At 63.7% G+C, this 12,965-nt stretch carries 12 protein-coding genes and 2 pseudogenes; 8 read left to right on the top strand and 6 right to left on the bottom strand.

The window, feature by feature from the left end:
• The first annotated feature begins 84 nt into the window (after window positions 1-84).
• The 4 genes from QNI11_RS25355 to QNI11_RS25340 are packed head-to-tail and all read left to right on the top strand — an operon-like array spanning window position 85 to window position 2,138.
• Window positions 85-306, top strand: coding sequence for a DUF2188 domain-containing protein (locus QNI11_RS25355; protein ID WP_283983993.1), 222 nt, complete (start codon window positions 85-87; stop codon window positions 304-306).
• A 9-nt stretch (window positions 307-315) separates the two neighbouring features.
• A complete protein-coding gene (locus tag QNI11_RS25350; protein WP_283983992.1) occupies window positions 316-576 on the top strand; it encodes a multiubiquitin domain-containing protein in 261 nt (86 codons plus the stop codon).
• Window positions 551-1,741, top strand: coding sequence for a ThiF family adenylyltransferase (locus QNI11_RS25345; protein ID WP_283983991.1), 1,191 nt, complete (start codon window positions 551-553; stop codon window positions 1,739-1,741). The genes QNI11_RS25350 and QNI11_RS25345 overlap by 26 nt, the downstream gene beginning before the upstream one ends.
• 28 nt (window positions 1,742-1,769) lie before the next feature.
• Window positions 1,770-2,138, top strand: coding sequence for a DUF6527 family protein (locus QNI11_RS25340; protein ID WP_283983999.1), 369 nt, complete (start codon window positions 1,770-1,772; stop codon window positions 2,136-2,138).
• Window positions 2,139-2,148: 10 nt separating this feature from the next.
• On the opposite strand, the pseudogene QNI11_RS25335 reads toward QNI11_RS25340, so the two are convergent.
• From QNI11_RS25335 to QNI11_RS25320, 4 genes and pseudogenes are all read right to left on the bottom strand, one after another.
• Window positions 2,149-2,352 (bottom strand): annotated as a pseudogene (locus QNI11_RS25335) (hypothetical protein); the annotation flags it as partial.
• Between the two features lie 109 nt (window positions 2,353-2,461).
• A complete protein-coding gene (locus tag QNI11_RS25330; RefSeq protein WP_283983990.1) occupies window positions 2,462-2,734 on the bottom strand; it encodes a WGR domain-containing protein in 273 nt (90 codons plus the stop codon).
• Between the two features lie 84 nt (window positions 2,735-2,818).
• Complete coding sequence (locus QNI11_RS27790) at window positions 2,819-3,751, bottom strand: DUF2493 domain-containing protein (protein ID WP_283983989.1); 933 nt, start codon at window positions 3,749-3,751, stop codon at window positions 2,819-2,821.
• 364 nt (window positions 3,752-4,115) lie between these two features.
• Window positions 4,116-4,610 (bottom strand): toprim domain-containing protein, encoded by a 495-nt coding sequence (locus QNI11_RS25320; RefSeq protein WP_283983988.1) that lies wholly within the window; start codon window positions 4,608-4,610, stop codon window positions 4,116-4,118.
• A 480-nt stretch (window positions 4,611-5,090) separates the two neighbouring features.
• Between QNI11_RS25320 and QNI11_RS25315 the strand changes: the two genes are divergently transcribed.
• The 4 genes from QNI11_RS25315 (at window position 5,091) to QNI11_RS25300 (ending at window position 9,404) form a co-directional block, all read left to right on the top strand.
• Entirely contained in the window at window positions 5,091-6,146 is a 1,056-nt protein-coding gene (locus QNI11_RS25315; RefSeq protein ID WP_283983987.1) for a toprim domain-containing protein, read from the top strand.
• 78 nt (window positions 6,147-6,224) lie between these two features.
• Window positions 6,225-7,469 (top strand): tyrosine-type recombinase/integrase, encoded by a 1,245-nt coding sequence (locus tag QNI11_RS25310; RefSeq protein WP_009574301.1) that lies wholly within the window; start codon window positions 6,225-6,227, stop codon window positions 7,467-7,469.
• Window positions 7,466-8,422, top strand: coding sequence for a tyrosine-type recombinase/integrase (locus QNI11_RS25305; RefSeq protein WP_009574302.1), 957 nt, complete (start codon window positions 7,466-7,468; stop codon window positions 8,420-8,422). The genes QNI11_RS25310 and QNI11_RS25305 overlap by 4 nt, the downstream gene beginning before the upstream one ends.
• Window positions 8,409-9,404: a tyrosine-type recombinase/integrase gene (locus tag QNI11_RS25300; RefSeq protein WP_009574303.1), complete on the top strand. Its 996-nt coding sequence runs from the start codon at window positions 8,409-8,411 to the stop codon at window positions 9,402-9,404. The genes QNI11_RS25305 and QNI11_RS25300 overlap by 14 nt, the downstream gene beginning before the upstream one ends.
• Window positions 9,405-9,420: 16 nt before the next feature.
• Here QNI11_RS25300 and QNI11_RS25295 read toward each other — a convergent pair whose 3' ends face one another.
• Both QNI11_RS25295 and QNI11_RS25285 read right to left on the bottom strand, forming a co-directional pair.
• Window positions 9,421-10,473 (bottom strand): toprim domain-containing protein, encoded by a 1,053-nt coding sequence (locus QNI11_RS25295; protein WP_283983986.1) that lies wholly within the window; start codon window positions 10,471-10,473, stop codon window positions 9,421-9,423.
• Between the two features lie 308 nt (window positions 10,474-10,781).
• Window positions 10,782-12,902 (bottom strand): annotated as a pseudogene (locus QNI11_RS25285) (strawberry notch C-terminal domain-containing protein); the annotation flags it as partial.
• Window positions 12,903-12,965 lie beyond the last annotated feature (63 nt).

Genomic DNA, 12,965 nt, shown 5'->3' with positions numbered 1-12,965 from the left:
GCGTTGGGTTATGAATTTCTCTTGACCAACCCACGTTGCGCGATCAAAAATGATAACACGAAGCGTAACGAAAAAGGATAGTACATGTCAAAGCGCATCCACGTTGTACCGCACGTTTCCGGCTGGGCGGCTCGGCGTGAGGGTTCGTCCCGAGTTGGCTCGACCCACCCTACGCAAGCCGCTGCAATCGAAGCTGCCCGCACGACCGCAATACGCGAAAGGGGGGAAGTCATCATTCACCGGCCGAACGGAAAAATCCGTGACGCAAACTCCTACGGCAACGATCCGTATCCACCCAAAGGCTAGGAGCAGAAAATGGGTATCATGAAAGACATCAAGACCGTCACCATCGTGGTTGAAGGCACTCCTCATGAGTGGCCGAAGAACAGCGAAATCACTTACATCCAGCTCGTCGCGCTGGAGTTTCCTGACTTCGAGCAACACCCCGAAACGACCTATTCGATCAAGTATACCAAGGGGCAAGGAAACAAGCCGGAGGGCGTCCTGGTCGCTGGCGGCTCGGTGAAAGTCAAAGAAGGGATGATCTTTAATGTCTCGTCAACTGGCCAGTCATAATGACGATATCCGACGCCTAATCGAGAAGGGATTCGCGGTCAGCGAGGACAGTAACTATCTCGTCGTTCGCGATATCCCTTACCTTGACGCAAATCTTGAGCTAGCCACCGGCGCATTCGTTGCAACGCTGGTTGCCATCGACGAGCACAGGGTTCGGCAGGATGACCACCAGGTCTGGTTTGCGGGTGGGGTTCCTCACGGGCTTGACGGCAGACCGATCCCGAACCTCGGGGGTGGTCCCTGCTCTCTCCATCTCAGCCCTGCGGCTTCAGATGTTGTCGTGGAGCGCCGGTTTTCCAACAAGCCATTGGTAGCCAAGCGGTTTGCCGATTTCTTCGAAAAGATCGAGAGTTACACCAATATCATCGCGGGCCCCGCGATGGAACGCTACGGCGCATCGCCCTACACTTTTCGAGTGCCGGACGAAGCTGCCAAGGATCCGATTTTCAAGTTTCGCGACACTTTGACAAGCCGGGGGGAGCTTACCGACCTGATCACCTGCTTCCACGGCGAAGTTGTTGCTGTGATCGGCCTGGGTGGAACAGGCAGCTACGTCATGGACTTCATGGTGAAGACACCCGTTGCTGAAGTTCGTGCGTTCGATGCTGATCGATTCCACGTTCACAATGCCTTTCGGTCGCCTGGACATGTGGACCCGTCGGAATTCGACAAGTCGAAGGCCGAAGTCTATCTCGCCCGATACAGCAACTTCCGCCACGGTCTCTCAGCCAAAGCGACCTATATAGACGGTTCTTCGGAAGACGAGCTAAGCGGTGTCACATTCGCATTCGTTTGCGTCGACAAGGGCGCGGCACGTGCGGAGATCTTCCGGGCTCTGGTGGAACGGAAAATCCCGTTCATTGACGTCGGAATGGGATTGAAAAGGAAGGATGAAGGTTTGGGCGGTATGGTCCGCGTCACCTATTTTCCATCCGAACACAGCGAAGAAGTGATGCGAAAGTCCCACGCGCCGCTGCAAGATGATCCGGAAGACCTGTACCGTGCGAAAGTTCAGATCGGTGAGCTGAACGCCTTGAATGCTGCTCTTGCAGTGATGCGCTACAAGCAACTGCGCAGGTTCTACAAGGACGCGTCCGATTGGGAGAATCTTCTGTTCGATACAACGGACTTGAAGAGCGTCGGAGTGTCGAGCCGTGAAGATTGAACACTTTTCGCTGCAATCTGTCCGTTACATGCCAAAGCTGCTGGAACCAGGAATTCTTTATGTGTCGGAGGAGTTCCATACCGCTGCCCACCTTTGCGCCTGCGGGTGCGGGCAGAAGGTCCGAACACCCCTTGGCCCCACTGAATGGACCGTCAAAGCAGCCTCGCTTGGGCCGTCGCTTCGCCCTTCTGTCGGAAACTGGCAACTGCCCTGCAAGTCCCATTACTTGATTACGAATGGAAGCGTCCAATGGTCCAATCAGTGGACCGAAAACCAGATCCGTGCGGGGCTAGAGAGGGAACATGAGAGGCGCTCTGCCTACTATGAAGCGCGTAGGCAAAAAGTATCTTGGTGGCGCCAGCTGCTAGACTTTGTGCGCAAAATGCTGGGTCTTTGATGAAGGGGTGTGCCCCCGTTCCGAAGGCAGCTATTGGGATTCCCATCTTGCGGGCCTTGTCGGCTAGGTTGTCCTAGAAGTCGATGCAAGAAAAGACAACGGCGCCAATCGGCACCAAGTCTAACATCTGTTCGTTGCGCTAAAAGGGCACTGCCTTGGCGTGTTTGGTCCAGCCTGGATTGACGGCGATTTAGGCCACCTTGCGGTTGGCCGCATCTTCGGCGTTAACCGGTAAAAAATCGCTGCGCTCCGCACAAACGGCAGTTCTGGTGATTGCTGCAATGCAGCGCTTCGTCCTCTGGAAGGTCGGATAAGGGCCGTTCTCAACGTTCGGTCGGCAACTTATACCCCCGCCGATTCTTCGTCGCCGACAGCCTCATCAAAGCGTTAACCGCCTTGCCCTCGTCCTCGTGCTGCTCGACCAGCATATGGCCGCGGGAACCGATCCGACCCCATTCCCGAACCAGGCTCACGCCGCCGAAGAGGTCAGGCTGAACGCTCATCCTGTAGAACCGCCGCATGTTGAGAGACGGGTCGATCCGCTTGAGATCGACTGCCGTCGGAAACACCTCCAATTGCTTCAATTCATCGAACATTTTGCAGTCACCTTGTCTGCGGTAACAATATCATGTGTACGTCTGTGTTTCCACAATGTTCTGTCCCGGATTGAAGTCGGGGGCTCACGCCCCCTTCTCGAACTTCAAGACCGGGATGCCCAGCTTCTTGGCTTTATCGGCGAGGTTCTCGTGGATACCGGTTCCGGGGAAGACAAGGACCCCGACCGGGAGCACATCCAGCATCGTGTCGTTTCGTTTGAAGGGCGCGGCCTTGGCGTGCTTGGTCCAGTCAGGCTTGAAGGCGACCTGCGTCACGCCCCGGGCCTCGGCCCATTTGGCGGCGATGAGTTCTGCACCTTTGGGGCTGCCACCGTGCAGAAGGACCATGTCGGGATATTTGGTCCGGACCTGGTCGAGCTTACCCCAGATCAGGCGGTGATCGTTGAAATCGGTCCCGCCGGTGAGGGCGACCTTGGGGCCAGCGGGCAACATCACCTCGGTCTCGGCGCGGCGCTTGGCGGCCAGGAAGTCGCGGCTGTCGATCAGGGCGGCGGTCATGTGCTGGCGGTTCACCATCGAGCCGGTGCGGGGGCGCCAGGTCGATCCCGTATGATGGACGAACTCGGTGGCGGCGTGATCGCGCATCATGTCCATGCAGTTGCGCCGTTCAACGAGAGTCAGGCCTTCGGCCGTCAGGCGCTCGAGTTCGACGGACTTCACTTCGGAGCCGTCCTGCTCGCGCTGGAGGCGGCGCTGCGCCTGCTCGTTCTCATCGAGTGACCGCTCGATCCGTGCCGTGGCGCGGTGGAAGAGGTTGACCTGGCCCCAGAGCACCTCTTCGAGGTCGGGTTCCATACGGGTATCTTCCAGGGTCGCGACGAGGGCATCGAAGATGTCGGCGACGGCGACGGCGAGGCGCTGCCCATCGGGCATCGGGCGCGGATCGGGCTCGTCAAAGGGGCGATAGCCGTAGAGCTGGAGCTCGTCGAGCGCATGGGCGGTCTGGGATGCGCTATGGGCGGGTTCATACGCGTCGTCGTGGGTATGGATCGTCATCGGTTTCTTGCCTCCGGGCCTATCTCGTCCGCGCGTCATCCCGCGCGGCCTTCATGGGCAGACCCGAGCCGTCGGGGCGGTTGCCCCTTCACCCCGGCTTCACCGGGGCCGGAACAGCGTGGAGGAGGTCGGCAGGGAAGCTATTTGTCTCGCGATGCAAAGGCGGCTTTGCCGCCGGCGGAAATAGGTTCCCTGCCGACCTTGCAGGGGCAACCGCTTTGACGGCCTGCCCATCTCTTGAAGGCCGCGCAGGGCTGACGGGTGGATGCGCAAGGCCCGGGATGGGGTGAGGACGACGATCCAGAGCCACGACTGGGATGCTGCCCCCTGCCCCGCACTCCCAGACCCCCCTGCGCGATGCAGCTCAGCTGGGCAGGCGATGCCGATCCTCTGGCCCGATCTGTCCTGCCAGATGCTGACGCAGCGCGACATTGCCGTTCGCCCGGAGATCATCGTTGAAATCCCCGAGCCCCGGTTCCAGCACCCGCACGGAGACCCCGACCTCGGTGGCTCTGGCGCTCAACCTCTCCGCCGCGCGTTGCCCTGCCGGATCGCGATCGATCGCGACGTAAAGGCGCTTCAACCCTTCCGGCAGGCGAACGGCCCCGAGGTGACCTGAAGAGAGTGCCGCCCAGACGGGAAGGCCCGGGGCCGCCTCGGACAGGGACAGCATGGTCTCGACGCCTTCGCCGATGACGAGGATGTCATCCTGCGAGGTCAGCCTGACTGCATTGCCGAGGAGGTGACCCATAGCCCGACGCTGTGGATTCACTGCCGCCTTCCCCTGTCCGTCAGGCGCCAGCCAGGTGCGATGCACGCCCTGCACGGCCCCTGCCCCATCGGTAATCGCCGCGATCATCGCCGGTCTTGGGATGCTCCGGGTCTGCCCCTCTTCCCGATGCCAGCACTTCGGGTGGAAGCGCAACGCACCGTTCGCCCCGAATTGGGTGATGCCTCGGGAACGGAGGTAGGTCTCAGCAAGCGTGCCTGTGATCGGGTTCGAGGCAGCAAACAAGCGCGCCGCCGCCGCTGGCGTGCCACCGGGGGTCTTGGCCTTCCTCGGCTCTTGCCTATCCGGGACGACCGGCTGCGGACGGCCAAGATGCGCTCGGGCCTCGTCGAGAAGGTCGGGGAAGCGCGTGATCCCCGTCCGGGCGCGGATGATGTCCAGGAGATCGCCATGCTCGCCTGTGGCCCCATCCGTATTATGTGGAATTCCACATAATACGGAACATGTTGCGGCGCGGGTTATGTTGCGGTGGCGTGAACTTGCGCGGTTTGGCGGGGGTTCTCGCGGGGCTGGGCAACATAACCTCAGCGCGCCGGGGGGATTTTCGTGATGGCGCGCGATGCAGCAGAGCTTTCGCGCCGGCTCGCGCGGGACGCCGAGGCCGTGTGTCGGCATTACCTCCCCAACGGGCGACGACAGGGTCAGTACTGGACCGTCGGCGATGCACGTAACACACCGGGGCGGTCGATGTTCGTCCGGCTGAAGGGGCCGGAGGCTGGCCCCGGTGCTGCCGGTCATTGGACCGATGCCGCCACGGCCGAGCACGGTGATCTGCTCGACGTGATCCGGGAGAGCTGTGGCCTGACCTCTTTCGGCGATGTCGCCGAGGAGGCGCGGCGCTTCCTGAGCCTGCCGCGGGTCGACCTTGTCCCGACCATCAATCCAGCACCTGCCCGTACAGCCATGGGATCGCCGGAAGCGGCACGGCGACTGATCGCCATGGCGCAACCGATCCGGGGTACGCCGGTCGAGACCTATCTGGCCAGTCGCTGCATCATGCCGATCTATGGCGCGGGGGCGTTGCGATATCATCCAAGCTGCTATTATCGGCCCGACGATGGCGGACCAGCAGAGCGGCGTCCGGCGATGATCGCATCCGTGACCGACCTGCAAGGCAGGATCACCGGCGCGCACCGTACCTGGCTCGCGCCGGACGGCTCGGCCAAGGCCGCGGTTCCCACACCCCGGCGGGCCATGGGCAACCTTCTTGGCCATGCCGTGCGCTTCGGGGCGGCAGAAGATGTTCTGGCCGTCGGCGAAGGGATCGAGACGATGCTGTCGCTGCGGGCGGCGCTGCCGGGCATGCCGATGGCCGCCGCGCTGTCGGCAAGCCATCTCGCCGCGCTCAGACTGTCACCGTCCGTGCGCCGCCTCTATATCGCCCGCGATGTCGACGCAGCGGGCACGAAGGCCGCCGCGACCCAAGCCGAACTTGCGACCAGTGCGGGCATCGAGGTGCTGACGCTCTCGCCTCGTCACGGCGACTTCAACGACGACCTGACAGCCCACGGCCTCGACGACCTGCGCGCGGCGATCCGGCCCCAGATCGCGCCCGAAGATGTCGACCGGTTCCTGCTGAAGGGTGCAGCGAGGTCGTGTTCATGAGACCGTCCGAACCGAAAAACCCACAAATCATGTCCTGACCTGCGAAATCCTGTGTCTCCACATTATGGAGACACACCCATGTTCCAAGACATCTTCTTGCCGCCCGCCGCGGCGAAACATCGTGACGCCCCGCTCGCGGCACAACGCGCAGACTACCTCGTCCACCTGAAGGGAACCGGCGCGAGCCGCGCCAACCTGCGCAAACAGGCCAACGCCCACCTCAACCTCGTTCGCCTTCTGGACCTTCGCGACGGCGATCGGATCCACCCGCGGAACATCGAAGCCGCCGCGACACTCTGGTCGGAGCCGCGGGGCCGCAGAAGCGCTACGCCGGCCACGTCGAAGGCCCGCCAACGCTTCGTCAGCCACTGTATTGCACTGGTGCGGTATCTCGGCTGGCTCGAAGACGCCGAAGGCGAATTTAGTTGGCCTCCGCCCGAGCTTCAGGCCTACGAGCGCTGGTTGCGCGACGAACGTGGCCTGGCAAATGCCAGTATCGAAAGCTACGGGCGCGCCGCCGGTACATTCCTCCAACACCTCGACCAGATGGGGATCCGGCTCGACACTCTTGAGGTCACCGATATCGACAGCATCATCGGCGATGAACACCAACGCGGGTCGTGGAGCCGGAGAACGATCCACGACTTCGCGCAGCGCGTCCGGTCGTTTGTCGGCTTCGCAGAGAAGCGCGGGTGGTGTCGGCCCGGGCTGGCCGCGGGCACCGTCGCGCCCGGATACAGGGCCGATGAGTGCCTTCCGAAGGGCATCAAGCGTCAGGATGTCGAGCGTCTGTTGGCGTCTGAGGGTCAGCGGCCCGTCGACAGACGCGATCGCGCGATCCTGATGCTCTTCGCCTCCTTCGGCCTGCGCGCGGGCGAAGTCGCGGGTCTCAGCCTCGATGACTTCGATTGGGAGAACGAGCTCCTGCGCGTGCATTGTCCAAAGCCGGGTCGCACGCATCTGTGGCCGCTGTCGCAGGAGGTCGGCGGTGCCATCCTCGACTACATCCGGAACGGGCGTCCCACCGGCTTCGGGCGGAGCCTCTTCTTCACATCCTGTGCCCCGATCCGCCCCCTTGGGCGGAAGGCTCTGGGCAAGATCGTGCGCGACCGCCTGGCCGGGATCGGCGTGGTCTCCGGTCGTCGAGGACCACATGCGCTCCGCCATGCCGCCGCCCAACACCTGCTGGACCAAGGCGTGGCGATGAAGGTCATCGGCGACTTCCTTGGGCACCGGGACCCGACCTCGACGGCGATCTACGCCAAGGTCGACCTCCGGACTCTGCGAGAGGTCGCGGCCCTCGATCTGGAGGGTCTCGTATGAAGCTGAGAGATGCGATCGAACACTACGTGGCATGGCGCCAGGCGCACGGCGTAAAGTTCTTGACGGCGCGGAACCTGCTTCGACAGTTCCTTCAGCACGCCGATGGCGACGCCGGATGCGACGCTGTCACATGCGCGCAGGTCCAAGCCTTCCTCGCCGGGACAGGCCCCGTTACCCGGCACCGCGAAAACAAACACTACGCGCTGGCCGGGTTCTGGCGCTACGCGATCAGCCGCGGCCATGCCCTCTCGTCGCCGCTTCCTGAAAGCGAGCGGCGCCCACCCTTGCAGGCACCGCCACATATCTACAGCCGGGATCAGCTGCAGCGCCTCTTCGACCCGGATCACATCGACAATGCCTTGCAAGGCTCCCGGCAACTCGACCCCGCGACGTTCCGGACCCTGCTGCTGATGCTCTACGGGGCCGGGCTGCGGTTCGGCGAGGCGACCGCTCTCACCCTGTTTGATGTGGATACGGCGGAGGCGATCCTCACGATCCGCGATACGAAGTTCCAAAAGAGCAGGTTGGTTCCCGTGGGTCCGCAGCTTGCAGGCATACTGGATGCCCACCTCTCGGTTCGGCCCGTCAAGGGGGTCGCGGAGAGTGCCACGTCGTTCCTGCTCGCCAACAGGGATGGCACGCGGCTCGCCAGCAGCACCGTTCAGGCCGCCTTCGATCGCCTGAGATGCGTTGCGGATGTGCATGGCAGGGCCGGAGGGCGGAAGAACCCGCGCCTACATGACCTCCGGCATACCTTCGCGGTTCACCGGCTGATCGCTTGGTATCGACAGGGAGCGGACGTACAGCGGTTGCTGCCCGCGCTCTCCACCTATCTCGGCCATTCCGACCTCGAAGGCACAAAGGTCTATATGACGATGACGCCGGACCTCCTTGCGCAGGCCTCGCTGCTCTTCGCGCGCTATGCCGGAGGAGGGTCGGATGCCAGACCGTGATCTCATTGGGCCATGGCTCCGGCGCTTCCTAACTGAGTATATCGTCAGCGAGCGCAATCTGGCCCGGAACACTCGCGCGAGCTATCGCGACACGTTCAAGCTGCTCCTGCCCTTCGCGAGCCGAAAGGTCCGGAAGCCCATCGAACGCCTGGCCATGCAGGACCTCACCTCGGCACTTGTATTGAAATTCCTTGCCCATCTCGAGCAGGAGCGCGGATGTTCCGTCAGGACGCGCAATCAGCGGCTCGCCGCCATCCGGGCCTTCGCCCGCTTTGTGGGAAGCCGCGATCCCGCACAGGTCGAATGGTGCAGCCACATCCGCGCGATCGCCTCGAAGAAGGCGATGTTGCCGCCGGTCGGCTGGCTGTCGCGGGAGGAGATGGAAGCGATGCTCGCGGTTCCGGACCGCAAGAACCGTCGAGGGCAGAGCGAATACGCGCTGCTTCTCTTCCTCTACAATACCGGGGCTCGCGTCTCCGAAGTCACGCAGCTGAAGGTTCGGGACCTGACCCTTGACCGCGACAGAGGTGGGCACGATCTAGCCACACTGCACGGCAAGGGCGGCAAGATACGCCAATGCCCGCTCTGGTCGGAAACGGAGCGAGTCCTGGCGGAACAGATCATCGGCCGCGCGCCCGAGGCCCCGGTGTTCCTCAGCAGGCTCGGCCATGCCTACACACGGTTCGGCGTGTATCGGCTGGTCGAACGTTGCGCTGCCGATGTGCCTCGACTGGCGGGTCGGGCGGTGACACCACACGTGATCCGGCACACGACGGCCTGCCATCTCGTGCTCGCCGGCGTCGACATCAACACCATCCGCGCTTGGCTCGGCCACGTGTCGATCAGCACCACGAACATCTATGCCGAGATCGACCTCACGCTGAAGGCAAATGCCGTGGCGCTTTGCGAGGTTGGCTCTCCGGGACCGAAAAGGCGGTGGAAGGAGGACAAGGACCTCATGGCCTTCCTGAATGGCCTGTAACACCGTTGTGGTCGTCTCACCCGGTCGTGGACGATCCTCTGCCGAGGAACCGGTCGACATCTTCGGGCGCGATCTGGGGCCGGATCGCCGCGCGCAGGTCGTCGAGGCCGTGGGCTGTCAGGTCGTCGTTGAAGTCGCCGTGACGAGGCGAGAGCGTCAGCACCTCGATGCCCGCACTGGTCGCAAGTTCGGCTTGGGTCGCGGCGGCCTTCGTGCCCGCTGCGTCGACATCGCGGGCGATATAGAGGCGGCGCACGGACGGTGACAGTCTGAGCGCGGCGAGATGGCTTGCCGACAGCGCGGCGGCCATCGGCATGCCCGGCAGCGCCGCCCGCAGCGACAGCATCGTCTCGATCCCTTCGCCGACGGCCAGAACATCTTCTGCCGCCCCGAAGCGCACGGCATGGCCAAGAAGGTTGCCCATGGCCCGCCGGGGTGTGGGAACCGCGGCCTTGGCCGAGCCGTCCGGCGCGAGCCAGGTACGGTGCGCGCCGGTGATCCTGCCTTGCAGGTCGGTCACGGATGCGATCATCGCCGGACGCCGCTCTGCTGGTCCGCCATCGTCGGGCCGATAATAGCAGCTTGGATGATATCGCAACGCCCCCGCGCCATAGATCGGCATGATGCAGCGACTGGCCAGATAGGTCTCGACCGGCGTACCCCGGATCGGTTGCGCCATGGCGATCAGTCGCCGTGCCGCTTCCGGCGATCCCATGGCTGTACGGGCAGGTGCTGGATTGATGGTCGGGACAAGGTCGACCCGCGGCAGGCTCAGGAAGCGCCGCGCCTCCTCGGCGACATCGCCGAAAGAGGTCAGGCCACAGCTCTCCCGGATCACGTCGAGCAGATCACCGTGCTCGGCCGTGGCGGCATCGGTCCAATGACCGGCAGCACCGGGGCCAGCCTCCGGCCCCTTCAGCCGGACGAACATCGACCGCCCCGGTGTGTTACGTGCATCGCCGACGGTCCAGTACTGACCCTGTCGTCGCCCGTTGGGGAGGTAATGCCGACACACGGCCTCGGCGTCCCGCGCGAGCCGGCGCGAAAGCTCTGCTGCATCGCGCGCCATCACGAAAATCCCCCCGGCGCGCTGAGGTTATGTTGCCCAGCCCCGCGAGAACCCCCGCCAAACCGCGCAAGTTCACGCCACCGCAACATAACCCGCGCCGCAACATGTTCCGTAAACTTGCCCGCTGCTCCTGGTCCCGACGCAGGGCCCGTCAACCGCACGAAGAGCGACCGGCCGGGGTTGTTCTGCAGATCGCCGACGATCCAGTAGGATCCTTCCCGCCGTCCGGCGGGAAGGTAGGCACGACAGACGCCTTCGGCATTTTCTGCCAGATCGCGCACGAGGTCTTCGGTCTCGGAATACATGGGTCAATAACCTCCGCGATCATGTAGACTTGCGACAGGACAACGTGCAAGCAGACGATCCAGTATCGCGACGCCATCGGCGTCGGTCGGGCAGAACAGCCGAAGCTTCCAACTGATGATCTCCGAGAAGAAGCCATCGGCCTTTAGCCGATCCTTGGCTGCCTCCGAGAAGCCCGACAGTTCGATCCGGTTCGCGCCCATGACGCGCGAGCGGTGCAATTCCATCCCTTCGGACAGGCACACCACGGTCTTGCCCTCCAGAACGAGGGCATGGACCTGCGCGGCCGAGAGCTTGGGCGCATCGGCGGCCAGCGTGGTCGCGACCCAGGCAGGCGAGACGCGGCGGCCGATGATGCGCTGCCCGTCATCGGTCTGCAGGCGGTAGACGCGGGTTTCGTCCTGCGGGAGCTGCTTCCAGATCGGCAGCAGCAGGCCTGCCACGATGTGCAGCGTGGTTTCCGAGAACTCCGGCACCTCGGCCAGTTCCGCAGTCCAAGCCGCAGTGAAGGCCGCGCGGTCGGCCTCGAGCCAGTGGGTGTCCTCCATGACCTTGGCCGGGACCGTGCTGGCATCAAGCGGGCGGATCAGGCGCAGGCGCGGCTCGATGGTCCCATCGTCCAGCATGTGACTGGTGGCGGGAACCTGCACCGCAGCCCTGCCCGAGCGGCTGTTGATGAGACACCGCGCTTGCGGGTCATCCAGCCATTCGAGCGCATCGGCCAGCGAGGTAGGCGTGTTGCGGCGCTTTTCCGCGATGGTGAGAAGCTGGGTTTCTGCGCCGGAGCCGGGATGGGTGTAGATGACGCGTGCGTCGGTCACCCGGAAGCTCTCGGCACGGAGTGTCTCGAGCCCGAGGTCGTAGACCCCGGCGGCGATGGCGCCCTCGATCCGCTGATCGAGCAGCTCCTCGAAACCCGCGAACAGCACGGCCTGCATGTCGATCGTCAGCGCCAGCAGGCGATTGAGGAAGGTCGTGATCGGCGGCAGGTCATCCTTCAGCCCGTTGTCATCGGTGAGCTCAAGGCCAGTGGCATCCTCGAAGGCCCCGAGCGAACATCCCGCCAGATCGCCGCGATAGATGCGGCGGTAAAGCTGGCGCAGGGCGTCCCGAGCATAGGGGGACTCGAGGTTGTCCTCGGGCCGGAACAGCCCTTGCCCGCCGGTCTGGCGCTGGCCGCGTGTGATGGCACCGAGCGTGTCGAGACGGCGCGCAATGGTCGACAGGAACCGCTTCTCCGCCTTCACGTCGGTGGCCACCGGCCGGAACAAGGGCGGCTGCGCCTGATTGGTGCGGTTGGTGCGCCCGAGACCCTGGATCGCCGCATCTGCCTTCCAGCCGGGCTCCAGGAGGTAGTGGACCCGCAGGCGCTGGTTCTTCGCCCCGAGATCGGCGTGATAGCTGCGCCCGGTGCCGCCGGCATCCGAAAAGATCAGGATACGTTTTTCGTCATCCATGAAGGCTTGGGTTTCCGCGAGGTTCGCGGCTCCAGCCCGGTTCTCCACCACGAGCCGTGCCGAATGCCCTTCGCCCTTCCGCACAATGCGCCGCGAGCGCCCCGTGACCTCGGCCACGAGATCGGTGCCGAAGCGCTGGACGATCTGGTCGAGCGCACCCGGCACTGGCGGCAGCGAAGCCAGTTTCTCGATCAGCGCGTCACGACGGCGGACGGCTTCGCGGCACTCCACCGGTTGGCCGTCGCGCGTGACGGGGCGCGACGAGAGGTTGCCCTCGCTGTCAGTGAAAGGCTCGTAGAGCTGGACCGGGAAAGAATGGGCGAGGTAGTCCAGGACATACTCCCTGGGAGTGATGTCACAACGGATATCATTCCATTCGTCGGTTGGGATCTCCGACAGGCGGCGTTCCATCAGTGCCTCGCCCGTCGAGACGATCTGGATGACGGCGGCATGGCCTGCCGCCAGATCCCCCTCGATGCTGGAAATGAGGGTGGGGGTTTTCATGCTGGTTAGCAGGTGGCCGAAGAAGCGCTGTTTGGCGCTCTCGAAGGCTGACCGAGCGGCGGATTTGGCCTGACGGTTCAGCGTGCCCGACCCGTTCGGCCCGTCGGCCGCGCCAGAAATGTTCGCCGCTTCCAACGCCGCAGTCAGGTTGTTGTGGATGATGGCTAATCGCGAGGACGCGATAATGCGAAGGTGTCCGGGATTCATTTTTGTTTTCCTTGGCTTCTG

The organism is Sagittula sp. MA-2, assembly GCF_030126985.1.
Classification (GTDB): Bacteria; Pseudomonadota; Alphaproteobacteria; order Rhodobacterales; family Rhodobacteraceae; genus Sagittula.
This window is presented reverse-complemented; position numbering and strand designations above follow the sequence as displayed.